The 25,730-nt window shown below is 32.9% G+C and carries 25 protein-coding genes; 15 read left to right on the forward strand and 10 right to left on the reverse strand.

The window, feature by feature from the left end:
• The first annotated feature begins 108 nt into the window (after positions 1-108).
• From DKT72_RS16215 to DKT72_RS16240, 6 genes are all read left to right on the forward strand, one after another.
• Complete coding sequence (locus DKT72_RS16215; RefSeq protein ID WP_111309795.1) at positions 109-474, forward strand: hypothetical protein; 366 nt, start codon at positions 109-111, stop codon at positions 472-474.
• Positions 475-744: 270 nt separating this feature from the next.
• On the forward strand, positions 745-1,422 hold the full coding sequence (locus DKT72_RS16220) for a hypothetical protein (RefSeq protein WP_111309796.1): 678 nt from the start codon (positions 745-747) through the stop codon (positions 1,420-1,422).
• Positions 1,423-1,731: 309 nt separating this feature from the next.
• Positions 1,732-2,232, forward strand: a complete 501-nt coding sequence (locus tag DKT72_RS16225) for a DinB family protein (protein WP_220628142.1) — start codon at positions 1,732-1,734, stop codon at positions 2,230-2,232.
• Between the two features lie 35 nt (positions 2,233-2,267).
• Positions 2,268-3,005 (forward strand): CPBP family intramembrane glutamic endopeptidase, encoded by a 738-nt coding sequence (locus DKT72_RS16230; RefSeq protein ID WP_111309798.1) that lies wholly within the window; start codon positions 2,268-2,270, stop codon positions 3,003-3,005.
• The gene (locus DKT72_RS16235) at positions 3,002-4,183 is read left to right on the forward strand and encodes a serine hydrolase domain-containing protein (RefSeq protein ID WP_111309799.1); all 1,182 of its coding nucleotides are present in this window, start codon (positions 3,002-3,004) and stop codon (positions 4,181-4,183) included. The genes DKT72_RS16230 and DKT72_RS16235 overlap by 4 nt, the downstream gene beginning before the upstream one ends.
• Entirely contained in the window at positions 4,176-4,928 is a 753-nt protein-coding gene (locus DKT72_RS16240; protein ID WP_235841749.1) for an SDR family NAD(P)-dependent oxidoreductase, read from the forward strand. Before DKT72_RS16235 ends, DKT72_RS16240 begins: the two co-directional genes overlap by 8 nt.
• A gap of 216 nt (positions 4,929-5,144) precedes the next feature.
• On the opposite strand, the gene DKT72_RS16245 is transcribed toward DKT72_RS16240, so the two are convergent.
• Positions 5,145-5,468, reverse strand: coding sequence for a winged helix-turn-helix transcriptional regulator (locus tag DKT72_RS16245; RefSeq protein ID WP_111309800.1), 324 nt, complete (start codon positions 5,466-5,468; stop codon positions 5,145-5,147).
• Between the two features lie 134 nt (positions 5,469-5,602).
• Here DKT72_RS16245 and DKT72_RS16250 point away from each other — a divergent pair, with 134 nt between their 5' ends.
• The 5 genes from DKT72_RS16250 (at position 5,603) to DKT72_RS16270 (ending at position 11,904) form a co-directional block, all read left to right on the forward strand.
• The gene (locus tag DKT72_RS16250) at positions 5,603-6,598 is read left to right on the forward strand and encodes a YhdH/YhfP family quinone oxidoreductase (RefSeq protein ID WP_111309801.1); all 996 of its coding nucleotides are present in this window, start codon (positions 5,603-5,605) and stop codon (positions 6,596-6,598) included.
• 413 nt (positions 6,599-7,011) lie between these two features.
• Positions 7,012-7,842, forward strand: coding sequence for a class I SAM-dependent methyltransferase (locus tag DKT72_RS16255; RefSeq protein ID WP_111309802.1), 831 nt, complete (start codon positions 7,012-7,014; stop codon positions 7,840-7,842).
• Positions 7,843-8,120: 278 nt separating this feature from the next.
• Entirely contained in the window at positions 8,121-9,317 is a 1,197-nt protein-coding gene (locus DKT72_RS16260; RefSeq protein ID WP_111309803.1) for an endo-1,4-beta-xylanase, read from the forward strand.
• Positions 9,318-9,445: 128 nt separating this feature from the next.
• The gene (locus DKT72_RS16265) at positions 9,446-10,972 is read left to right on the forward strand and encodes a carbon-nitrogen hydrolase family protein (RefSeq protein WP_111309804.1); all 1,527 of its coding nucleotides are present in this window, start codon (positions 9,446-9,448) and stop codon (positions 10,970-10,972) included.
• Positions 10,973-10,992: 20 nt separating this feature from the next.
• On the forward strand, positions 10,993-11,904 hold the full coding sequence (locus tag DKT72_RS16270; protein WP_111309805.1) for an AraC family transcriptional regulator: 912 nt from the start codon (positions 10,993-10,995) through the stop codon (positions 11,902-11,904).
• A 43-nt stretch (positions 11,905-11,947) separates the two neighbouring features.
• On the opposite strand, the gene DKT72_RS16275 is transcribed toward DKT72_RS16270, so the two are convergent.
• Together DKT72_RS16275 and fahA are read right to left on the reverse strand one after the other, a co-directional pair.
• On the reverse strand, positions 11,948-13,129 hold the full coding sequence (locus tag DKT72_RS16275) for a hypothetical protein (RefSeq protein ID WP_111309806.1): 1,182 nt from the start codon (positions 13,127-13,129) through the stop codon (positions 11,948-11,950).
• Positions 13,130-13,249: 120 nt separating this feature from the next.
• Positions 13,250-14,533 carry a fumarylacetoacetase gene (fahA, locus tag DKT72_RS16280; protein WP_111309807.1) on the reverse strand — a complete coding sequence of 428 codons (1,284 nt, stop codon included), beginning with the start codon at positions 14,531-14,533 and terminating at the stop codon, positions 13,250-13,252.
• 200 nt (positions 14,534-14,733) lie between these two features.
• Here fahA and glyA point away from each other — a divergent pair, with 200 nt between their 5' ends.
• Positions 14,734-16,008, forward strand: a complete 1,275-nt coding sequence (gene glyA / locus DKT72_RS16285; RefSeq protein WP_111309808.1) for a serine hydroxymethyltransferase — start codon at positions 14,734-14,736, stop codon at positions 16,006-16,008.
• Positions 16,009-16,086: 78 nt separating this feature from the next.
• Here the strand turns inward: glyA and DKT72_RS16290 are convergent, their stop codons facing one another.
• A complete protein-coding gene (locus tag DKT72_RS16290; protein ID WP_111309809.1) occupies positions 16,087-16,962 on the reverse strand; it encodes a helix-turn-helix domain-containing protein in 876 nt (291 codons plus the stop codon).
• Positions 16,963-17,051: 89 nt separating this feature from the next.
• On the opposite strand from DKT72_RS16290, the gene DKT72_RS16295 reads away from it, so the two are divergent.
• Both DKT72_RS16295 and DKT72_RS16305 read left to right on the forward strand, forming a co-directional pair.
• Positions 17,052-17,411 carry a DUF983 domain-containing protein gene (locus tag DKT72_RS16295; protein WP_111309810.1) on the forward strand — a complete coding sequence of 120 codons (360 nt, stop codon included), beginning with the start codon at positions 17,052-17,054 and terminating at the stop codon, positions 17,409-17,411.
• Between the two features lie 418 nt (positions 17,412-17,829).
• Positions 17,830-18,738: a CE1 family esterase gene (locus DKT72_RS16305; RefSeq protein WP_111309812.1), complete on the forward strand. Its 909-nt coding sequence runs from the start codon at positions 17,830-17,832 to the stop codon at positions 18,736-18,738.
• Positions 18,739-18,990: 252 nt separating this feature from the next.
• On the opposite strand, the gene DKT72_RS16310 is transcribed toward DKT72_RS16305, so the two are convergent.
• The 5 genes from DKT72_RS16310 to DKT72_RS16330 form a co-directional block, all read right to left on the reverse strand.
• Complete coding sequence (locus DKT72_RS16310; RefSeq protein WP_111309813.1) at positions 18,991-20,193, reverse strand: redoxin domain-containing protein; 1,203 nt, start codon at positions 20,191-20,193, stop codon at positions 18,991-18,993.
• A gap of 30 nt (positions 20,194-20,223) precedes the next feature.
• Positions 20,224-21,189: a WG repeat-containing protein gene (locus DKT72_RS16315; protein WP_111309814.1), complete on the reverse strand. Its 966-nt coding sequence runs from the start codon at positions 21,187-21,189 to the stop codon at positions 20,224-20,226.
• 247 nt (positions 21,190-21,436) lie between these two features.
• Positions 21,437-21,772 carry a VOC family protein gene (locus DKT72_RS16320; RefSeq protein ID WP_111309815.1) on the reverse strand — a complete coding sequence of 112 codons (336 nt, stop codon included), beginning with the start codon at positions 21,770-21,772 and terminating at the stop codon, positions 21,437-21,439.
• A gap of 178 nt (positions 21,773-21,950) precedes the next feature.
• Positions 21,951-23,510 (reverse strand): hypothetical protein, encoded by a 1,560-nt coding sequence (locus tag DKT72_RS16325; protein ID WP_111309816.1) that lies wholly within the window; start codon positions 23,508-23,510, stop codon positions 21,951-21,953.
• Positions 23,511-23,581: 71 nt separating this feature from the next.
• Positions 23,582-23,971 (reverse strand): acyl-CoA thioesterase, encoded by a 390-nt coding sequence (locus DKT72_RS16330; RefSeq protein WP_111309817.1) that lies wholly within the window; start codon positions 23,969-23,971, stop codon positions 23,582-23,584.
• A gap of 179 nt (positions 23,972-24,150) precedes the next feature.
• Here DKT72_RS16330 and DKT72_RS16335 point away from each other — a divergent pair, with 179 nt between their 5' ends.
• On the forward strand, positions 24,151-24,486 hold the full coding sequence (locus tag DKT72_RS16335; protein WP_111309818.1) for a hypothetical protein: 336 nt from the start codon (positions 24,151-24,153) through the stop codon (positions 24,484-24,486).
• 66 nt (positions 24,487-24,552) lie between these two features.
• Here the strand turns inward: DKT72_RS16335 and galK are convergent, their stop codons facing one another.
• Complete coding sequence (galK, locus tag DKT72_RS16340) at positions 24,553-25,698, reverse strand: galactokinase (protein ID WP_111309819.1); 1,146 nt, start codon at positions 25,696-25,698, stop codon at positions 24,553-24,555.
• Between the last annotated feature and the right edge of the window lie 32 nt (positions 25,699-25,730).

The raw sequence follows: 25,730 nt of genomic DNA on the forward strand, positions 1-25,730 counted from the left end.
GTCATTAATTTGTAGAAAATCTATAGATTTATAGAAATAAATGGGGTTTGTGCGCAAACTCCCGTTGGCAACAATGCACAATTGTAATGAAAAATTATAACTAAAATTATGAAACAGTCACTTTTATTGATAACGGGACTTTTTTTCTTGACTTCTTCGACTTTTGCTCAGCAAAAAAGTCTGTTTCAACCCGATTCTACTTTGAATAATCTTTCGTTATTCAAAACATGGAAACCGTTTAACCAAGGTGTACTTGGAAAAACCAATGAATCAGCAATTATTTCCTTCAATCCTTTAATGAAGGATTTTTCTAAATTAATGTTTAAGGATTCTCATAATATTGCAGGACCCAAAAAGGATGATGAATTCGTTTCTGAGATGCCCATAATTGAACCAAAAGGTAATTATCCGATGAGGATAGTGCCAATTGACTCAACAATACAATATAGTTTGCTTATTGTAAAACCAAATTAATAACACAGTTGCTAAGCCGGTAACCGTTGCACAAGCCCATACATTATAAAAAACAGACTTCTATAACTGCCTTTTGAGGCAGTTTCTTTTTTTAGGTAGCTTCCTTGCTGTGGCGAAGTTTTTAACTTCCCAAAACCATTGGAATTAATAATAAAACCATTACAAGCCTATAGGATACATTGTTGAAAAGTAATATATTGCGTATGTAAACGATATGGCTGCAATGGGGGTTGGTGTTTGTTGGGGTTATACAAGTCTTAGGCAACATTAATGAAAAACAATATTCACATATTACGTATAGTATTATTAATAAGTTTATTTTCTTGTAAAAAAGATATTAAACCGAAAGGAATTGAGCCTAATATTGAATCCAAAACAAATATTGTAGAAGTTAAGAAAAATAAAATCTCGAATATCGAAAGAGATTCGACTTTGGAGCTTCAAAAAGTAGACTTAATATATACTATTTCGGATAAACAAATTGACACTTTAATAGGATTTTGTAATTGCGAAAAGAACGTTAAAGACAATACCTTAAAAATTCAAATCAGAACTGAATTTCCACCTTTGAGTGAACTTAAAAAAGGAAACAGAAATGCAACTGAATTTCAAATGGGAATTCCTAGACAATATAGATTTCTGACATTTTATTTGAGAGATTCAATTGTAGAGAAAACGAAGATTTTTAAAGCATCAACAGAGTCACAGTTTGAAAACAAAAAAATAGATTCAACTTCAATTAAAAACTATGAAATTAAAATAAGCAGATTTGATTATAAAATTGCTCAAAATGTTTGGGGAAATTATGAATTAGAATTGACAAATCCTTTTGGTTTTGTTGAAAATGATTTTAAAGTAAAAGGAACATTTCATTGTAACAATTGGAAAATTGTAGAATATGAGGAATTGCCAGATTGGACTATAAAAGGAAATAATTATATTGAATAAAAAACGTAGCCTAACACCGGTAACCGATTGCACAAGCCCATAAATTATAAAAAGAGACTTCTATAACTGCCTTTTAAGGCAGTTTCTTTTTTTAGGTAGCTTCCTTGCTGCGAAGTCTTCAACTTCCCAAAACTATTGGAATAACAATAAGATTATGGTTAATATAAGTCTGTTGGATAGCTTGTTAAAAAGTAATATATTGCGTATATAAACGATATGGCTACAATGGGGATTGGTGTTTGTTGGGGTTGTATGGTTGTTTGCGGTCATTATAAAGCAACATGAAAAATGAAAGATGTTGAACTAATATTGAAACAAACCGGTGATTCATACCATTGGACTAATGAATTACTTAGAACAATACCTTTCGAGAAATGGGATGTTTGCCCAGACGTTGTAAAATCCACTTTAAATTGGCAAGTGGGTCATTTAATTGTAAGCCACTATTTTCATTCTGTGATGGTCATTAAGGGGCATCAAGTGGATATTCTGAGGCAAATACCATTAAAGGAATATGATGCTTATTTTACCGAAGGCAATCCTGAAATGACCATTGGTAAATTGGATTCCCGAACGTTGTTTGAACAATTGCATTTTATGCAAAAAAGCTCACTGGAAATCATAAAAAACCTGATTGACGAAGATTTGAGCAAACCCTTGAAGCCAAGCGCAATTCCACACCCCATTGCTAAAAATAAGCTTGAATCTCTAGACTGGAACATCAAACACACGATGTACCATTGTGGGCAAATAGGAATTCTCAAAAGAATTGTGGACAAAAGACACGACTTTGGACTAAAAAGTAATTAAAACAAATTTTACCATATAAAAAATGAAATGTTAAAATGGAAAAGCTTTTGATAAAAAACATAGCGCAATTATTGATTGTTTTACCCTTAATAATCTACACCCTAAAAAAATCACATATCAAATGGTCGGCACTACTACTTTTCTGTTTGTTTTTTTTGCAGAATCAACTGTTGCTTGAGCTGCCACGAGAGTTTGAATTCTTAAATATAATAGAAGGCAATTGGAATTGGTCTGGTAAAATATATGCCATGGCAGGTTCCTTGCTATTTTATTGGCTATTTAAAAAAGAGTTTTCAGAACATGATTTTTTCAAAATAAAACAGGCAAGGAATTCCATTAGGCCCAATATTATAACAACTTTAATAGTTATGTTTTTGGCGGTAGCATTGGCCTTTTTTCTATTTGGAAAATCGGAACCCGATACCGAAACTTTATTGTTTCAATTAACCATGCCAGGGTTTGATGAGGAAATTGCCTTTAGGGGCATCATGCTTGGTTTACTGTCCACAGTTTTAAATGAAACAATAGATTTTGGTTTTATCAAATTTGGAAATCCTGCGATATTGATTACCTCTATTTTGTTTGGCTTGATACACTCCTTTGGCATTGACGAACAATGGCATATTGCTCAAGATTGGATTTATTTTTCACAGACATTTTTATATGGTTTGGTATTAGGCTGGATGACCATTAAGAGCAGAAGTATTTTGATGCCTATTATATCGCACAACTTAACAAATACTGTTGGTACCATAATAACCTGGATTAAATGAAAGCTTCAAAATCAATAGTAAAGATAAGGGAATTTACATGCGTTTTTTTTCTTGTTTTTTCAGCAATTGGTTGTTGTCAAGAACTTGAAAATCTTTTAGAATACAAAGGCGGGAAGGTTCATGTACAACCTTCTATCGAAATATTTCCCGACGAAGCTATTTACAAAAGCACATCTCTTTCAAACAAAGAGCTAGAAAATAACCTTTCAGAAAATATCCAAAACATCATTTCAAAACAGGATATAGTTGGTATTTCAATCACGATGCTAATTCCAGAACAAGGTCTGTGGCAATTCGATTCGGGGTATGTTTCAAAAGAAAAGAATACATTGGTAGATAGTTCCAGTGTTTTTTATTGGGCTAGTGTTTCAAAGCTGGTTACAAGCACTGTTATTCATCAACTTATTTTGGAGGACAAACTGCAACCTACAGATAAACTGTCTAAATGGTTTCCCCAATTCAAAGATTCAAAAAAAATAACTATCAAGCATTTATTGAACCATACCAGTGGAATTTTTAGTTTTAACAGCGACTCAACATTTCATTATCAAAACAAATTCCATACCCCAAAAGAACTACTTGAGGTCGCATTGAAAAAAAGGAATCTATTCAAACCCGGGGAATATTGGTCATATACCAACACAGGTTATCTTTTGCTGGCTTTAATTGCAGAACATATCGAAGGGAAAAGTTTTTCCCAAATCGTTCACGAAAGGATTGCATTGCCACAAAATTTAGCGGCAATGGACGTGTTGAAGCAAGACGAAAAGCCAGAAAATTTGGCATTGGCTCATATTAAAGATAGCGTTGTAAATACTCATTTCGCCATGCCTTTGGGAGCAGGAAATATGGTAAGCAACTCAAAAGATATGGCAGTATTCCTAGCTTCACTACTAACGGGCAAGTACCTCCCTATTAAAATGGTACACAATATGCTTCTAGAGCTATATCCTATGTTCAATAAAGGACAATACTATGGTAGCGGTATTATGTTATACGATTTTAAAGAGATAAACAATACTCAAAATCAATGGATTGGTCATAGTGGCGGCACTGAAAACTACAAAGCTATATTGGTGTACGATATTAAAACAAAAACAGTTTGTGCAATTACAGTAAACCAAAATATATCAGTAGAAGCAATCGCATTTAGTATGATTGATAAATTAAATGAATGATGAGTCGCTAACAACTAAAGGAAAGGAAATGAAAAGAGCAATAGTAGTAGGTGCAACATCAGGAATAGGAAAAGGAATGGCAAGATTATTGACTGAAAACCATTTTAAAGTTGGGATCACTGGGAGACGAATAGAGTTACTTAATGAGTTGAAATCGGAGAAGAACAATTCTTATTTAATCAAATCTTTTGACATAACCGACACTTTAAATGTTGCTAGACATTTAGAAGAATTAACATCTGAACTTGGAGGACTTGATTTACTTCTTTTAAGTTCAGGAACGGGAGATGAAAACGAGAACTTGGACTTTAAAACTGAAAAACGGATCATTGACATAAATGTGATAGGATTCACCATCATAGCAGATTGGGTATTTAACTATTTTCAGAAGCAAAAGTATGGTCATTTGGTAGCTATAAGTTCTATTGCAGGACTTCGCGGAAGTAGACAGGCATCTGCCTACAATGCAACAAAGGCATATCAAATTAATTATTTGGAAGGATTGAGGCAAAAGGCAACTAAGTTAAAAACTCAAATTTATGTAACCGATGTGAGACCCGGTTTTGTTGATACTGAAATGGCTAAGGCAGACAAGAAGTTTTGGGTTGCAACTGTTGACAAAGCTAGTCTACAGATTTATTCATCAATAAAACAAAAAAAGAAAATAGTTTATATTACTAGGCGTTGGAGACTTATGGCAATATTATTAAAAGTATTACCAAGACATGTATATGACAGAGTGTAGGGAAATAGCGAACCGCCAACAAAGCTGGTTGCACAAGTCCTTAATTTTATATAAAAAAACATATAAAAAAAACCTATTTATAAGAACGTTGTTTTTGATTTTTATAAATTAAGGTTATGTTTGGTGGAGGTTATAACCATTTAAAAAATGAACAAAGAATAAGCGGAATAAATATGTTGCATATGAAAAAACAAGGGATGATATATAAATAATTAGTTATGTCATTTCATCCATGGATTTTTCAAAAAGGATTCCTCCTTTATACATCCCTTTTAGGAAAGGATGAATCTCTTTACCGAGTTCCGTTAAGCTGTATTCAACACGTGGAGGCACTTCTGGGAAAACGGTTCTTTTGACTAATCCATCTGCTTCTAATTCTTTCAATTGTTTAGTTAGCATGCGTTCACTAATATCAGTTAATAACTTGGCCAATTCATTATATCTTTTATCTCCTTGAAAAAGATGTAAAATGATCGTTCCTTTTCGTTTTCCTTTAACAACATTTATAAATGTATCAATCGGACAATAACTTTTTTTCATTTTTTTTCTTTCTTAAGGTCTTAAAACACTAAAAACGGACATAAATGTTCGTATACCAACTATTTGTAAGTTCTTGTTAGTCAATATATTTATCCTGATATTTGTACAAAAATAAGCAAAAATAAAAGCATAAGATGGTACAAAATAGATTTAAAGCATTTCGAATTGAAGAAATTAATGGTCATTATCAAGGTTCTATTAAAGAAATGGAATTTGGTGTATTAAATGACAATGAGGTTTTAGTAAAAGTACACTACAGCTCATTGAATTATAAAGATGCCTTATCGGCCTCTGGCAATAAAGGAGTAACGAGAAACTATCCACACACACCAGGAATTGACACCGTTGGAATCATAGAAAAATCGAACAGTAATTTATTTACTATTGGAGAAAAAGTAATTGTAACAAGTTATGATTTAGGTATGAATACAGACGGAGGATTTGCTGAGTATGTTCAAGTTCCCTCTGAATGGGTCGTAAAATTACCTGAAAAAATGACCATGAAAGAGGCCATGATATATGGTACTGCAGGATTAACAGCGGGCATGTCGGTTTTAAGACTAACTGAATTGATAAAACCAGAGGATGGAAAAATAGCAGTTTCTGGGGCAACAGGTGGAGTTGGAGCACTGAGTGTCTCTATTTTAAGTAAATTGGGTTATTCAGTAGTTGCAATCACAGGTAAGGAAACAGAACGAGACTATTTAAATCATCTTGGAGCCGAGGAAGTACTATTACGCAGCGAGGTTGAAAATCTTGATAAAAAGCCATTATTAAAACCTTTGTTTGCAGGGGCTATTGATACTGTTGGAGGTGTCATTCTTGAAAACATTATTAAATCGACGGATTCAATGGGCGTTGTAACGTGTTGTGGAAATGTAGCTTCTCCAAAACTTGATTTGACCGTTTTTCCCTTTATCCTGAGAGGTGTTACACTCATTGGAATAGATTCTCAAAACTATCCGATGAAATACAGAAAAATAGTTTGGAATAAATTAGCTCACGAATGGAAACCTAAACAATTAAACGACACTTGCAATGAAATTAAACTTGAGGATGTCACACAAAAAATTGAATTAATGCTTAAGGGAAAATTAAAAGGAAGAACCGTTTTGACTTTAGCTGAATAAATAGGCAACACAACACACAATATAGCCAATAAGGGTTTATTTGGTATGTGAAGGTTTGTAGTTTGCTTCAACTTTTCTTATCATGATAGGAAATTTGCCTGCAATCCCTTACTGGCTATATTGTTAACAATGACATGCAATTAAAAAACTTGAACTCTGAAAAAAAATAATTCAGAATTTCTATCTTTGTAGTCTGTTCTACTAATTAACATAGTATCTGTGTCTTTCCCAAAAAGACTAGCTCAACAAAACGAGCCAAACGCATGGAAGTCTTCTGATTTTTAATGCGCAGATAATTTATACAGTTATTTTCATCAAATTTTAAACAATACCAATTGATTACATATCAATTGCTTTATCACTTTGCTATGTGTTTAACATTTCAATATGTGATAATAATACAATGATTAAAAATGAACAGTAAACAATTAATAAGTAGAAATATAGAAGTATTTTACAATAAAGCATCAGAAGAAACCAGACTTGATAAAGGAATGGGCGTATTTGAGTTTGAAAGAATCAAATCGCTCATAGAAAAGTATCTTCCATCTTCATCGTCAAAAATAATTGATATTGGAGGTGGTACAGGGAAATATTCAGAATGGCTTGCAAAAAAAGGACATCAAGTTTATTTAGTAGAACCAGTTCCTAAACATATTAAATTAGCCCAAAATAGAGCGAATAAGTTAAAGAACAAATTTTCTGTTCAATTGGGCGAATCTCGAAAATTGGAATTTAAAAATAATTTTGCCGACTTAATAATACTTCACGGACCACTGTATCATCTTCAAAAAAAGGAAGATAGAGATTTAACCATTTGTGAAGCTAAACGAGTTCTAAAAAATGGCGGAATCATTTTAGCATTTGCGATTAATTATACGGCATCAACTTTAGTGGGTCTTTTAAATGGACTAATTCATAAAAATTCATTTTTTGAAATGTGCAAAGAAGAATTGACGTCAGGAATACACAATCCACCAGATGATTTTCCTTGGCTTTTGGCAGAAGCCTATTATCACAAACCTGAACAACTAAAAGACGAGTTTATAAATCAAGGATTAACCTACATTAATACATATGCCGTTGAAGGAATGGCTTGGTTGGACAAAGAATACTTTGCAAATATGCTGAATAACAAAAAGAAAAAAACATTATTAGAACTTATCAAAATCACAGAAAATGACAGTTATCTTTTGCCTTTTAGCCCACATATGATGATTGCAGTTAAAAAAAATGATTTATGAAAATTAAAGAAGAACTGAGTTAAAAGGTACAAGACATCTTGAACCAGTTTAGAAATAAAGTTCTCTGGGTATGGCTTTTCTGATTTTATAGTGGCAAATGCGTGTTTTGATAGTTTGTTGCAACCTAAAAAGTTTCAATTTCGACTATTCAAGATTATTGGATTAACAATCGCAAAATATATGGTTATGTTAAATCCTCTACAGAGCATCTTTATATAAGTGAAAAAAAGTATATTTAAACTCGAAAATTATACAACATAAACTAACTAAACAACATCATGATTACCAAACATTTAATTGCAAACTTTCTACTAACTGTAGCATTAGGTACTACAGGGTATAGTCAGAACCATGCAGCATCACAAAAAACATTAAAAGAGGCATACGCTGGGAAATTTCTCATAGGAACTTCCAATGATATGAGAGGACTTTCAGAAGCCGAGTTAACAAGTGTAAAAACGCAATATGACATCAATACCCCAGAGAATTGCATGAAACCACAACCCATTCATCCATCGGAAGGTAAGTACAACTTCGATACTCCCGATGCCATGATTAAATGGTCTGAGGAACATGGTTTAAAGACTTGGGGACACACCCTAGTATGGCATTCACAAACAGCACCTTGGTTTTTTCAGGCAGAAAATCCAGAGGTTGAGGAAGCTGCTGAACGAGTAAGACGTCCCAGAGGGAATTGGGATCCTAATGCACCTCGTCCTTCTATGTCGGAAATGTGGCGTAACAGCATTAAAGGCGACATGGCAAGCCGCGACGTAGTACTTGAACGTCTTAAAAACCACATTATGACTGTTGCAGGGCGATACAAAGGAAAAGTTGTAGGCTGGGATGTTGTTAATGAATCCATTGAAGATGGTGGAGACGGTACTACAGAAAACCTAAGAGATTGGAGTTGGTATAAGGTTGTAGGGCCAGAAGTGCTTACCTTGGCATTCAAATGGGCGCACGAAGCTGATCCTAACGCGAAACTTTATTATAATGATTATAATATTGAGCAGGGTGCGGTTGAAAATAAAGGGAAACATGCCAGTTCAATGTTACTGCTAAAACGCTTGATAGCTGAAGGGGCACCCATCACAGGTGTTGGGATTCAAGGCCATTGGCATTTAGATAGTAACCTTGCTGACATTGAAAAGGCCATAGAGAACTACGCATCTCTTGGGCTAAGGGTATCTATTACAGAATTGGATGTAACGGCTACTGGGAATAATAGCGGTGCTTTTGGTGTAAATCAAGGCGATAAAAAAATACCTGCAGAAAATTATCAAAAGCAAGCCGAGGTATATAAAGAATTGTTCAAGATTTTTATGCGTCATTCTGATGTTATCGATCGTGTTACTTTTTGGGGCATCAGCGATACCAGATCTTGGCGTAGAGGGCAGGATGCTCTTTTATTTGATGGGCAGTTACAGCCTAAACCAGCATTTCAAGCTGTTATTGAAGCTAGTTTGAATTGAATATCAAATGATGGCAATGACTTAATAAACAATCGGTTACTATAAACTCTAAAACTCCCGAAATCATTCGGGAGTTTTTTATTTTAAAAAACTGTAACTTTGGTTGATTGCAAAAAGAAACCTAAAATATGATAAATAACATCGAAAATATAGAATTGGAATATTTAACGCTTAACGATTATCAAGAGCTTAAAAGTGCCATGATTGAAGCGTATTCGTCTAATATGCCAGATTCTTATTGGAGGAAAGCACAAATAAAGTCCTTAATTGATAAATTTCCCGAAGGACAAGTTGTTATTAAAATAAATAACCAATTGGCCGGATGTGCCTTATCTATTATTGTAGACTATGATGATTTTAATGAGCAACATACCTACCAGCAAATTACAGGAGATTATTCATTTAACACACATAGCAAAAACGGGAATGTACTATATGGTATTGATGTGTTTATTAAATCTGAATACCGTGGATTGCGTTTAGGAAGGCGACTTTACGATTATAGAAAAGATTTATGTGAAAAGCTAAACTTAAAAGGCATTGCTTTTGGTGGTAGAATGCCCAATTTTCATAAATATGCCGACTCCATATCGCCCAAAGAGTATATTGAAAAAGTGAAACGTAAAGAAATTCATGATCCTGTTCTTAACTTTCAAATATCTAACGATTTTCATCCAACCAAAGTTTTAAAAGGCTATCTAGAAGGCGATGCCGCTTCTAATGAATTTGCTATTTTAATGGAATGGGATAACATTTATTACGAGAAACTTAATAAAAAAGTGACTTCAAAGAAAACAGTGATTCGTTTAGGACTTATTCAATGGCAAATGCGTTTGTATAAAGATCTTGAAGAATTGATGCAACAAGCGGAATATTTTATCGATGCCGTATCTGCATATCGTTCGGATTTTGCATTGTTCCCTGAATTTTTTAATGCACCATTAATGGCAGAAAATAATCACCTTTCTGAACCAGAAGCCATTAGGGAACTTGCCAAGCACACCCCTGAAATTGTACAACGATTTTCGAAATTGGCGATTTCATATAACATCAATGTCATTACAGGTAGTTTTCCAGAAATGAGAGACGATTTGTTGTACAATGTGGGTTATTTATGCAAAAGAGATGGTACCACAGAACGTTATGAAAAACTTCACGTTACCCCAGATGAAGCTAAAATTTGGGGAATGCAAGGTGGCACCGAATTAAGAACGTATGATACAGATTGTGGTAAGATAGGCATTCTGATATGTTATGATTCTGAATTCCCAGAATTAAGCAGGATTCTAGCGGAAGATGGTATGGATATTTTATTCATTCCATTTTTGACAGATACCCAAAATGGTTATTCTAGAGTACGCCATTGCGCACAAGCCAGAGCTATAGAAAATGAATGCTATGTGGCTATTGCAGGAAGTGTGGGGAATTTACCAAAGGTTCACAATATGGATATCCAATTTGCACAATCTATGGTATTTACACCATGTGACTTTTCATTTCCTGCCAATGGTATAAAAGCGGAAGCAACTACCAATACCGAAATGATTTTAATTGCTGATGTCGATATAGATTTGCTTCGAGAACTCAACCAATTTGGGAGTGTCCGTAATTTAAAAGATAGAAGAACAGATCTTTTTGAGTTGCGAAAACGTTAAAAGTTAAAATCTTAAAAAACATGATTTTAACTGAAAAAGACTATATAAAAAGAATAAATTCTGCTTTGGAATTTATTGATACTAATCTTGATCAAGATTTATCATTAGAATCCGTTTCTAAGATTGCCTGTTATTCACCATATCATTTCCATAGAATTTTTAAGGCTATTATTGGCGAACCACTTAATGTCTATATCATTAGGCTGCGTATTGAAAAAGCAGCCTCTGTTTTAATGCATAAAAAGGAGATGGATATTTCCAATCTTTTTCTTCAATATGGGTTTAACAGTCATTCGTCTTTTACCAGAGCGTTTAAAAAAATTTACGGCATAAGTCCTTCTGAATTTAAGAAACAAAGCAGTGATAAAAATAGCAAGATATGTAAAGTAGAAAGCAAGAATGGGCAACAAAATTTAATATTTGAAAAATACATTTGCAGCATTAATAATCATTTAAATTGGATTGAAATGAATGCAAAAATAGAAATTAAAGACATGCCCAAAATGAATTTCGCCGCTATCTTACATAGGGGTGTGGATGGTTTAGAAAATACTTTTGAGCGACTTATTAAATGGGGAAATTCAAAAGGATTACTGGATAAGCCTGAAACTAAAGTAGGAAGGATTTTTCATGATAGTTTTAAAATAACGGCACCAGATAAATTGAGAATGAGTGTTAGTTTATTAACGCATGAAAATATAGTAGCGGAAGGTGAAATACATAAAATTAGTATAAATAAAAGTAAATGTATCGTGGGCCATTTTGAGGTGGCTCATAAGGATTTTGAAAAGTCTTGGCGTAGTTTGTTTATTTGGATGGCTGATAATGGATATAAAAAGGCAAATGAAAACCCCTTTGAGATATATCATAACGATTTTAGACAGCACCCAGAAGGTAAAGCTGTTGTAGATTTATATATTCCTATTGAATAATATATTGATAAACAAAGACCTCCCAATATTGGGAGGTTTTTGTTTATCGTTTAATAGTGTAACCTGTGATAATCCGTTTTAGCTGAGCTTTTAAATCTTCGCCTGTGTCGTAAATCATTTGTTCTTCGGTAGGGAAAGGAACGCTTCTTCGGTCTAAAAAAGGTAATAAATCGGTGTCCAAGGCGCGTTTATCACCTCTATAATTGGCATAAACATGTTCGAAAACAAATTCGCTGGTTACAGGAAATGCATCTTCCAATTGCTTGGTGTTTAAATTTATATATTCTACATTACCAGTTACTTGTACCGACTTAAATTGTTTGAATTCATAATATTCACAACGGATGGTTTTTATATTATCTACTTGAATGTTCTTTCCAAGACTATCTTTAACAACATTTCCTTTTTGGTCCACTAAATTCTTTTTACCATCAACAATTTGCTTTTCCTTAATAATTTGGCGTTCTTTTATTTGCTCTGGAGATAAATTGATTTGCCTTAAATTCACCAACATATTGTAATCGTATTTTACATTATCTGCAGGAGTATTGTGGTAAACGGTCCATAAACTGTTTAGTCCGTAAGTGCTAAAATTCAATAAATCAGCTTCTAGCCGATTGGGTATAACTTTTTGTGTGTCGTTCCTCATATCCACAATAACAAAATCAGTTCCTTTTTGATGTGCTAATTCCATTAATTGACGCACATCTTTGTAGTTAGGATTGATGTTTTCTATCTCTTGAAAATCGTCAAAAGCATATCTAAAATCCATTTTGTTATTAGATTTTAAAAGTGCAGATGCTTTGGTGTACATGTGTTGGGAGGCTTTGTCTTTATTGGCTATAATCTGACTTGAATAGTCTTTTAGATTAAACGTAACCTCTCTATTATTTATATATAAAGGGAGTATAGGTTTAATACGTTCTTGTCGATTGTCTAAATCCACATACAGATCATATATTCTTATATAATTTTCTGGATTATTATCTTTTTTAAGATAATCGATGGTTTTTAAGTCGCGTTCGGTGGCTTTATTGAATGCATCTTCTAGCATCACTATAAAATCTGCTTTGCCTTTTTTGTCTTTATTGGTTCGTAATTTACCAATGGCATCGTTAATGGCTTGGTCATAATTTCCAGAACTTACAGCTTTTTCAATCTGTTTACTGGCGCTACAAGATAGTATAAGAATTAAAACTATTGTAGAAAGTAATAATTTTTTCATACTCAATAAATTTGGTTACTTGATTAGGTTTTCAAATGTAGTGCCAAAATGTTTAAACACAGATAAGATCCTTATAAATCAGATTAAATGCATTTAATTCTATTAAATAGAAGTTTAATCTTATTTTTTTATAAAAACAGGAAGTAATTGAGAAGAGACTTCACCAAAGCCAATACGTGTACCATCTTTTTCACAATGACCGCGCATAATAACCGTATCAAAGTCGTTAATGAATTTACGTTCACTACCATCTTTCATTTTTATTGGTTTTTCACCGCCCCAAGTAAGTTCTAATAAAGAGCCATAAGAATCTGGTGTAGGACCTGAAATCGTACCGCTACCCATTAAATCACCCGCATTAATTGGGCAGCCATTTATGGTATGGTGTGCCAGTTGTTGAGACATATTCCAATACATGTGTTTGAAATTGGATTTACTTACAATAGTTTCTTTGGCATTTTTTGGTTGTAAAGCTACTTCTAAGTTAATATCAAAACTTTTTTTGCCACTATAATGTAAATAAGATAATTGAGGTTTAATTGGTTTTGGTCCTTCTACTCTAAAAGGTTCTAAGGCATCTAGGGTCACTATCCAAGGCGAAATAGAAGAAGCAAAGTTTTTAGATGAAAATGGCCCTAAAGGCAAATATTCCCATTTTTGAATGTCTCTAGCACTCCAATCGTTTAACATCACCAAACCAAATATATATTCTTCGGTTTCATCAGCAGGAATAGGCTCTCCCAAATCGTTCGCTACCGTTGTTATGAAAGCCATTTCTAATTCAAAATCGACAGCCTTTGAAGGTCCAAAAACAGGCTCGCTAGCACCATCTGGAAATGTTTGACCTTGCGGTCTGTAAACCGAAATTCCAGAAGGGATGATAGAGGAACTTCTTCCATGAGAAGCAACAGGAATATGTAACCAGTTTGGGAGTAAAGCATTATCAATATCCCTTATCATAGAGCCTATATTGGTGGCGTGTTCTATACTGGAATGAAAATCTGTATAATCCCCAACTTGCACAGGTAATTGCATTTCTATTTCATCTAAGCGAAATAGTACAATTTCTTTATGCTTCACATTATTTTTTAACGTGTTATTTTCAGCATCAAAAATTTGAGCAATTCTATTTCTTACGGCACGCCATGTTTTTCTGCCGTCAGCAATAAAATCATTCAAGGTGTCTTGAAGAAAAATATCATCGGTTAAAGGAATATCATTAAAATAACCTAATTGATGCAGGGCTCCCAGATCGATAGCAGTATCACCAATTCTAGTGCCAATCGTGATAATGTCATCGCGGGTAAGAAACACCCCAAAAGGAATGTTCTGAATAGGAAAATCAGAATTTTTATCGACGTGTAACCACGATTTTCTATCTGGATTGTTAGCTGATAAGGGCATAACTGTTATTTAATTAGTGTTGTTTATACTATTCAAACCTACATATTTTTTTTTTCAATCTTGTTAAAAAAGTATAAAATATGATGAAAATTTATCGTTGATAAATTAGTTGAAAACTTCAAAGTAAATATATGTTTTTTCATGTATTTAACTAATCTATTTGTTATTTTTGCCGAATATTTAAATTTGAAACTATTTTTATGCAACGCGACGAACAAATTTTTGAACTAATACAAGCTGAAAAAGAACGCCAATTACATGGTATAGAACTTATCGCATCAGAGAATTTTGTAAGCGAACAAGTTATGGAAGCTGCAGGTTCTGTGTTAACAAATAAGTATGCGGAAGGCTACCCAGGCAAACGTTACTATGGGGGATGTGAAGTGGTTGATGAGGTAGAGCAAATTGCTATTGATAGAGCAAAAACCTTGTTTGGAGCAGACTATGTTAATGTACAACCTCACTCTGGAAGTCAGGCAAATACAGCAGTCTATCATGCGTGTTTAACTCCAGGTGATAAAATTTTAGGATTCGATTTGTCTCATGGAGGACATTTAACTCATGGGTCTCCGGTAAATTTTTCTGGAAAATTATACAATCCAGTGTTTTACGGCGTAGAGCAGGAGACAGGTGTTTTAAATTATGATAAAATTCAAGAAATAGCCACTAAAGAACAACCAAAATTAATTATTGCCGGAGCTTCAGCATATTCTCGTGATATTGATTTTAAACGTTTTAGAGTTATAGCGGATAGCGTTGGAGCTATTTTAATGGCTGATATTTCGCATCCTGCAGGATTGATTGCTAAAGGTATTTTAAACGATCCAATGCCACATTGCCACATTGTGACCACTACGACGCATAAAACCTTAAGAGGACCAAGAGGAGGGATGATTATGATGGGGAAAGATTTTGACAATCCATTTGGTATTACTCTAAAAGATGGTAGTTTACGTAAAATGTCATCGTTATTGGATTCTGCGGTGTTCCCAGGAAATCAAGGGGGACCATTAGAGCATATTATTGCTGCTAAAGCAATTGCTTTTGGAGAAGCTTTAACGGATGAATTTTTACATTACCAATTACAAGTAAAACAAAATGCGGCTACTATGGCAAAAGCATTGGTTGCTAAAGGGTATGATATTATTTCTGGCGGAACAGATAACCACTGTATGTTGATAGATTTACGAAATAAAGAGGTGTCTGGAAAAGATGCAGAACAAGCTTTGGTAAAAGCTGATATTACTGTAAATAAAAATATGGTTCCTTTTGATACACGTTCACCATTTGTAACATCGGGAATTCGTGTTGGTACAGCAGCGGTAACCACTAGAGGTTTAAAAGAAGCTGATATGATTGCGATTGTTGATTTGATTGATGAAGTGATTATGAATTATCAGGATGAAGCTGTTTTAGAAGCTGTCAGAGAAAAAGTAAACACTATGATGGCAGACAGACCTTTGTTTGTTGCTTAATGGCATTAAATAATATAGAAACAAAAAAATCCTGCTTTAAGCAGGATTTTTTTGTTAAAGTAGATATATAAAATGTCATCAAAAATATTTTTTACGAAAATCCAAAGGAGTCATGCCGGTCTTTGATTTGAAGAACTTTGAAAAATAAGGGTAATCGGAGAATTCTAGGGTATAGGCAATATTGGCTAAATTATCGTGAGAGTGTACAATCAATCTTTTTGCTTCTAGCATGATTCTTTCGGAAATTAATTGGCTTGTCGTTTTATTTATTGTTTTTTTTACAACTCTATTAAGATGTTTGGTGGTGATGCTTAACTTGTCAGCATAAAATTTCGGTAATTTTTCTTTATGAAAATGCATGTTGATTAAGGTTTCTAGATTTTCAAGTATATTGGAATAGCTTGGGGAATAAAGTTTTTCTAAATTAATATCAACCGTATAAGCTCTTGTTAATTCTATATAAATATTGTTTAGCAAGTTTACTAATTTTAACTCTCTTAAAAGGTTGTTCTGTAGATATTCGGTATAAGCTTCGTGAAACTTAACATTTAATTCGCTTAGTTTTTCAGGGGTTAATTCCAATACAGGCGGATTTTGATACGAATAAAAAAAAGGAAACGAATGGAGTGTATGCTCTAAAAATTTTAGCTCATAAAATTCTTGAGAATGAAAAAAGATAAACCCTTCCGGTTTTGTTTCAAATTTCCAAAAATGTGTTTGACCAGGTTTTAAAAAAAATACCTTTCCTGGGTGTATGTTGTAAGAATTAAAATCAATTTCATGGGTTCCTGTGCCTTCGGTGAAGAGGACACATAAATAGAAATTATGACTATGTGGTTTGTTTATTAGATGCTTGTTGAGTTGGATATGGTTTGAAAAAGAATTTATATACACCTCCTGAAGAGGAATAGACTCTTTAAATTGATTAATATTTAAAACTGGAATTTTTAGCATATGTCCTAAAAGTACAAAAAAGTGCGCATATGTTATAGGGAAAAAAGTTATTTACAGTCTTAATTTTGCAGCATGATAAATACTGCCTTATGAGTAAAGTTATTGATGCCTTGAATTGTAAATGTCCGAATTGTAAAGAAGGAAATATTTTTAACAGTCGTGGGAATGTCCTATTATTTAACATTCCTAAAATGAACGCTAATTGTCCAATATGTCATTATAAATTTGAAAGAGAAACGGGATTCTTTTTTGGAGCCATGTTTGTGAGTTATGCCCTTGCGGCGGCACAAATGATAACAAGTCTTGTGGTATTTTGGCTTTTTATTGATTTATCACCTATGAGGGTGTTTGCCATTATAGCTGTGATAGCCGTTGTGTTAAGTACAACGAATTTTAAATTGTCAAGATCTATTTGGATATATTTGTTTTACAAAGATAAAGTGGGTTAATTTTTTTTAATCCAGATCAATAAAGTGTGTGGGTGTTAGTGTGAAAAACAGCCCGATCGGAAAGCTGCACAACGAAGACCACGGAATCCGCATTTGCCAGAAAGCTGCTGTTTAGCCAGTGATTTTATGTATCAAAATATTAGGCGGGAACGTCTCTTTAGACAGCTTGATTATTCTGATAATCAAAATGTAATGATTAGTGTCGGCGGAAAGAATAAAGTACTTGACAACATCTATATAATATGGTTTTGGCTTACAAATAAGCAGAAATTATATGTATATTCGCCTTGTATAGAAAGGAAAGATGTCTGGCAAAGGCTCGCATAAATTTATACGCTGTAATAAAAAGCGAACATCGGTTGTCTAAAACTTATAAAATAACAAGAAATAATCCAGAATCATTTAAAAATCATAAACGATGAAAAAAATAGTTGTAATCCTTATCCTTTTAGTTTCATTTTTTCCGCTCAATGCACAATCAGGTAAATCCGTCGAGGCTGCCCGTAAATTGAAAAATCCTCCGACTCCCAGTGCTGGTTATGGTAAAGACCTTGGTGATTTTAAGAGCGGAACTTATACTATCACAAGTGCAGGACTTAGTCGCCAATATACAATTCATATCCCTGAAGACTATGATAAAAACAAAACGTACCGTTTGATTTTCGCAATGCACATGATGGGCGGGCATATGCAAACAATGGTTGACCAAAATTATTATGGTCTTAAAACGTATGCCGAAAAAGATCATGTTCCTGTTATTTTTGTTGCACCTGAGGGATATACCGACCGTTCTCCTTGGCGTGGAGGTGATGATAAAGATCATATCTTCTTTGCCGATATGCTTGAATTATTTAAGGATAAATTGAGCATCGATACTTCTCGTGTATTTTGCACGGGCTTTAGCTTTGGTGCCATGTTTACATACTCGTTATCATTAGAATTTCAGAAAGATCTTCGTGCAGTAGCTTGTTATGCTCCAGCCAATTGGAACATTTATCTTCCTGAAAACAAACACGAACCTCTTGCTTTTTTTAGCACAACAGGGACTGAAGACGGGCTTTGTAAGTATGTCAACTCCGATGAACTCAAGCAAGGTGGTAAGTATTGTGTATTGACACATATCGAAGATAATGGATTAAAACAGTTGCCAGAAATACCGTTGGCTACAACGGCGACTCATATCACAACTGAATTTGAAGGGCTTCCTGAGGAATATCCAGTCATGTTTGGCTCATTCGTTGGTGGTCATACTGAAAACGTTAAAGATCCTGGATCTGATGTCAATTGGGTAGCAAAAGAAACCTGGGATTTCTTTATGCGTTTCTAGGCATTATTTTAAATGAGGTTAGCTTGATTTTTTTATACTGTGTGTGGGTTTTAATTAGTAAAGTAAATACGATGCTGGTTAGTTGACCTTTGTTTGGTGCTTAATTATCTTTAATGATATAGATGTAAAAAATCCTGCAAAAAGCAGGATTTTTTAGGCTTTGAAAAGGTTTTAAACTTACTTTAATAAAATCTCTAAATTCTATTTACTGTATTATTTTCACTTCGTTTGATTTCCATACTTGGTCTCAAATTATTTTAGATATTTTTCAATGACTTCAGTTAATTCTTCCACAATGTTTGAGGAATATCCATCTATATTATGAACAATAATTCCGTTTTGGTCAATCACAAATAATGCTGGCGAAGCGGTAACTTGGTAATCATTTTCAATAGTTTTACCGTTAAATACTGTTTCCATTGAGATATTCCGATTTCCTAAAAACAAATCGATATTGTCCTCAATTGGGTCATCTATTGTATTTATTCCAATAAATTTTACCTTGTCTTCGGGATATTTATCATGCAACTCTTGAAGCTTAATCATTTGTTTGTTACACGGTCCACAAGCTTTATACCAAAAGTCCATTATTGCTATTTTTCCATTTAAATCATTTAGATTAATTTTTGTTCCTTTCGAGTTTGACAATTCCCATTCAGGGGCTTTTTCTCCAATAGCAAGAAGTGTATTTGGTCTTTGTTCTAATTCAGGGGTATAATTAATAACTTTTACATACTCAGATAGTTTTTCTTGAGTGAAAATTTCATCAGATATTTCGCCTTTTAGGTTAATATCAGAAATACGGATCTTAAAAGATATGATTTCTGTTGCATTTACAATTTTAGTACTAACAGAAATATCAGAACCTATTGGTAAGTATGTGTCTTTAGAAATATAATAAATTTGTTCTGATGACATTTGGTCATCGTTTTTAGGGGTTTTAATTGTTAATTTATAACAGTCTTGATTATTAATTTTCGTAGAACCTAAATTGATGATTTCTATTTCATCATTTTTTGTTGCATTGTCAAAAATGTTTTTTACAAAAAAGAAAAATGGAAAACTATTGTAAAATTGTTTAATTCTTGATACTTGTTTTGGATATTGGTTTTTATCGGTTATTGTTAGAGTTTTGTTCCAAGTAGTTAATCCAAAAAGATTTTCTGTATTGTAAACCTGGTGAAAACCATTCTTTTCAAAAGAAGCAATTTTAAACCCAATAAGGGTATCTTTAGGTTCTTTTTTATAATAAAAATCACGTTGACTTTCAGTTGTTGTAGAATCCTCTCCAACAGATACTTGTTTAGTGATTTCAGTTTGTTTGTAATAACCGAACTTACTATTTTCTATTGTTTCTTGAACTTTTTCAACTATTTGTTCTGTTGTTAATTCCCTTTTGCAACTGTTAATGATTAGAAGTGAAAGAATAAAAAAAATGATATTTGTTTTTCTCATAAGTGTTGGTTTAACTACTTATTAATAACTTTAAATTTGTATGTTTTCTGTTTTTCCATTTTTTGTGACTATGGCAATAGATCCATTAATTTTAATAGAATCATATTCACAAGGAATAATTGTTTCTCCATCTAGATTCATCAACCCATTCTTATTGTATTTTGAAACAAATACAAAATTATTTTCTACTTGGAATTTATGGTATTCACATGGAATGATGGTTTCTCCATCTAGATTCATCAATCCATGTTTATTGTTCTTTGATGTAAACACAAAATTATTTTCAGTAACTTGAAATCTATCAAATTCACAAGGAATAATTACTTTGCCATCTAGATTCAGCAATCCTTGTTTATTATTTTTAAAAGTAAAAATTAGGTGTCCTTCAATTTGAAATTTATCATATTCACAAGGAATTATTGTATTTAAATATTTGTCAATCAATCCTCGTTTATTGTCTTTAAAGGTGATTGCATAATTTCCTTTAATTTCCAATTTGTTATACTCGCATGGTATTATTACTTTACTTTTTGGATTATACAATCCATATTTATCGTCTTTCATTATAATTAAGAAACTATCACGGAATATAAGTCGGTCAATTGATAGATTTTTAGTTTTTTGTTCATTTTCAGGATTGACAGATTGTGCTTTACTACTAAATAAATTAATAAAAGAAAAAGCAAAAAGTAGAAGGGAAGCTGTCAAGATTGAGATTTTTTTCATTGTGTTAGTTTTAAAATTAAATACATCTTTGATGTACCATAAAAGTCTACGGTTTTTCAATGGTGAAAGTTGATTCGACGATTCAAAGAAGTCGAATTCTAAGTTTTTGGAAATAATCTTAATAGTAGAACTCCTAGGTTTTACAGCTCCAGATTCTATTCGCTGAATAGTACGAATAGTTATATTGCATTTTTCTGCAACATCTGCTTGTGTTAAACCTTTAAGTTTTCTTACTTCAATCAGTTTTTTTCCAAAATCCAGATTTTCCATTCAAATTGAAATTTTAAATAAAACTATTCTCAATGGTTTTACTGACCAAAAATTAAAGCTGTTTTATGGACGACATTTATACGACATTAGGTTTTAGCCATCACATAGCTATAAAATCAAGCCATGTAATAATACTAAATTAAATTTTATAAACCTTTTAGGAATTAGTTTTCTTCAGGAAATGTGATTTGTTAGTAGACTATTGAATCTGGAGAGGCTGCTCTATTTATTTAAAATATCATCCGTTTTACCATTGCTGAATAATGATACAAACTTGATTATCCCTAAGGGCAAATTCCTTAGCTCCCCATGGACGAAGTGTGACTTTATTAAGATTTGGATGCAGAAATTCCGGATGAGAAGAACTTATTTTTTTGTAGATGTCGTCAATACTATTTGTTACAAGTCTAAATTCAGGATTATGTTCCTTAGCTAGTTCTTTATGTTCAAAAAGGTACATTTGTAATTCGTTCTTTTGGATGACACAAAACGGATTTTTCAACTTCAATTCTTCGTGCCCAATGCTAAATTCTAGACAATCAATAAATAGTTTTAATCCATCATTAATATTGGTAATAGACATTAGGGATTAACTTGGTAAAATTTATAATTGATTTAATTTTGAATTAATTTTTTACAATGGCCTCTAACTTTAATGATATAAAATCGCTTGAACGTTCATATTAGACGTTTAAACTAATTTAGCTGATTTTTTTTATAAAGTCAAATTTTAAATTAACGTCCAGTTATTTGGCAACACTTTATTTAGTAAATGTCATATGCTGATAAGCTCCCAAATCTGGTGATGCTGTTCTATTGACGTTTAAAATATCATTTGGTACTTGACTGGCAAATATGCTCAATCCTTTATTATTAGCTGCTGAATCATCGCCAATTAAAAGCATATTTTTATAAGGGTCTTTTAACTTTGGATCCAGATTAAAAATGTTTCCTTCGTAATGTGACGTGTCATTTAAATCGTAATTAACCCCTGAAAAATTAGTGTTGTTATTTTGAAAACGAATCAAACAATTGGTGAATTTAAAATTAAATACTACAGCATTATCTTCGACCTCATCTAAAAGAATTTCTCGATTAGCATTTCCGTAAATAATACAATTGTTAAAATTGGCTGCGGTTAAATCAGCAAGAATTACGTTGCCATTTTCATCAGTTAAAAAATTATTTAAAAGCACCGCAGGAAATTGTCTGGAACTTGAATTCCAATAATTGCCAATGGTACTGTGTGTGAAATTGTATTTACCACCCATGGTTCCAGCAAAAGAGGACTGTCCGCTCGTATTGATAACCACATTTTCTCCACTAATAGAAGTATTTCTACCTAAAATGCCAAAATTACTTGAATTGTAAATTTGGGAATTGGTGATGGTTAATTTATCGGTTGGCGCATTTGGATTACCATCACATAAAATACCTACTGAAGCATTTTTTATAGTGGCGTAATTTATAGTATTATGAATGCTGCCATCAAAAAGCCAAATAGTGCCCCATTGTCCAGGAATGTCCGAAAATAGAGGTTCCAAACGGTCTCCTTCTAAAATGACTTCATTTTCAAGTGCATCTGGGTCTGTACTTAAAGCCCCATTGATGTTGAGTGTCGCGCCTTCTGAAACTATCAATCCAGAGTTTTCATGAAAATGTAATCGTGCTCCAGCATCAATAGTTAAAGTTTTTCCATTGGGAACGGCTGCAAAACCGTAAATAACATATGGTTTTTGATTGGTGAATGTGAGTTCGCTTGGTAATAATTCACGCCCTTGTAATTCGGTTTCCACTTGTTGACCACCAATGTTCAGCGTTAAGGTCTTAATAATTTTGGTCGTGTTATCTCGGTCTGGATAAATAAATACGGCATCTTGAACCAAGGTCACCAATTCTACTTTTTGAAGGTTTGTGCTGGTGTCAAATTCAATATGGTCGGTGTACAAATATTTTCCATCAGGATTAGGGAAATTATTGATATCGATGGTGGTTTCAATAAAAATAAAGAGACTGTCCTTGGCTAATATTTCAACATTTTCAAATACTTTGCCGGCGATACCATCCACATTTAATCTGTATTGTGATGCATGTCCCAATGCCAATTTTACAATAGGGATCACAAGGTCTTCATTACTTCTGTTATAAACTTTTAAATTATAGGTGCTGGAACCAATATTGGAGAAAACGGTATCTAAATATACCGTGTCTTTAGAAAATTCTAAACTTCCAGTGCTAGGGGAGAATTCAAAATCTTTCCGGCAAGAACTCCAAAGTGATAAAAAAATGACTATAAGTGTGAAGTATAGATAACGTTTCATTTAAAAATGATAAGTTTTATAGGCTAAAAATATGACTTTTGGGAATGCCAATACACATGAATGCTAATTAATTACTTAAACAAATCTGAAATTTCTTGGGTGATTCTAGTTGGACGTTTTGTTTCACCGTCCATTAAACACCATTTGGTTTCCGATTTCGCAAGCAATTTGTTAGTATGAGCATTGGAGATTTCTACAATACGGTAGCAAGCAGCTCCTTCATATTTTTTAATATACGTCTTTACTTTAATGTTATCATTTAACAAAGCAGAGTTTTTATATTCAATAAAATGAGTTATCAGTACCCAAAAGTATTTGTCCAAAATGGTTTGGGTGGCATTACTTTCCCAATGTAGTTTAGCAATATCCTGTACCCATTGCACATAATGTACGTTGTTAACATGTGATAGATCATCTATGTGTGATTCGTTTACAGTAAGCTTAGATTCGAATATCTGCATTTTTAGCTTTTAAGTTGCTAAAATACTTTTTATTTTACCTATTTAAAAAAAGCAGTCTATTAATTATGTATATTACTAGTCCTAAAGCTTAATTATATAAACTTTGATGAAAATCATGTAATTGGGCATGATTCTTTACAATTTACATTTGTATTGTTTAACAATTAAAACCACAACCAATGAAAAAATCAGTTATTTTATTTTTAGTGATGGTATCCATAATATCATTTTCAAATCCTGTATTGGCTTCTGAAAAAGAACCACATACTAATAATAATAAGGAAATAAAAGCAGAACATGCTGAAACGGGAGACATTCCCGCTGATGTTCAAATCATGTTAGATCGTTTAGAAGAAATTAAAGAGATGGACAAATCGGCTTTAAAATCTGCTGAAAGAAAACAACTTCGAGCTGAAGTTCGTGAGATTAAATCGACACTTAGAGCTACTGGAAATGGACTTTATATTTCTTCTGGAGCCATTATTATCATTTTATTATTGATAATCATTCTATAAAAATTAAAAAGAGACCATATGAAATTTCATCATAAGGTCTCTTTTTTTTAATAAAGTAATGGCTCCTTATTTTATGATATGAGTTCCATTTGATAGTTCTACAAAATATACAGAACACGCTTTATTAAATTTGTCTTGATATGCTTTTGATGCAGTTTCAGCGAAATTTTCAATAGCGTTTTTTTCAACAAGGTTAATCGTACAGCCACCAAAGCCACCACCCATCATTCTAGCGCCCAATACGGCTTTATTTAATTTAGCTTGTTCTACTAAAAAATCCAATTCCTCACAGCTTACTTTATATTGATGTTGCAGACCATCATGTGAGCCATAAATGAGATTTCCTAAAGTAATCAAATCGTCATCTTCAATGGCTTTTGAAGCTTTAAGTGCTCTATTGTTTTCTTGGATTACAAATAAGGCTTTTTGATAGTTTTCTTCAGTAACTTGATCTTTAATAGTTTTTAAATCATTTTCAGTCGCATCTCTTAACGCTTTTATGCCAAGTAGTTTTGAAATATGTTCGCAAGCAGAACGTCTGTCATTGTACGCACTATCTGATAAACTATGCTTTACATTGGTGTTAATAAGCATTAATTGATGGTCTTTAAAATTTATTTCGTAAGGTTTAGATTCAATAGTTCTGCAATCCAATAGTAAGGCATTGTTTTTAATACCAAACATACTGGCGTATTGGTCCATAATACCACAATTAACGCCCACGTAATTATGTTCTGCCTTTTGTGAAATATGAATCATGTCGTGTTTGGATAATCCTAACTTAAAAAGTTCATTCAGTCCATACACGACACTATTTTCTAGTGCTGCCGATGAAGACATGCCAGAACCAGCAGGAATATTCCCTTGAAAAACTACGTTGAAATCACCAATGATGTTGCTCCTATTTTGAATTTCGGCAATAACGCCAAATACATAATTTTCCCAGCTTCCTTGTTTTGAGGGTTTTAAATCTTCTAAAGAAAACTCAATATGGCTATCCATATCTAAAGCGAATGCTGTAGATTTTCCTGAATCGCTTTTTCCAAATGCGGCAACGATGCCTTTATCAACAGCTGCTGGAAATACAAAACCATCATTATAATCGGTGTGTTCGCCAATAATATTGATTCTGCCAGGAGAAAAGATAAGTAAAGGTTCTGTTTTATGGGTATTAATGAAGGTTTCTTTGACGTTGCTAATTAATTTGTTCATTTTTATTTTATAGGGTTAATCTGTTTTTATTT

The organism is Confluentibacter sediminis (genome assembly GCF_003258355.1).
Classification (GTDB): domain Bacteria; phylum Bacteroidota; class Bacteroidia; order Flavobacteriales; family Flavobacteriaceae; genus Confluentibacter; species Confluentibacter sediminis.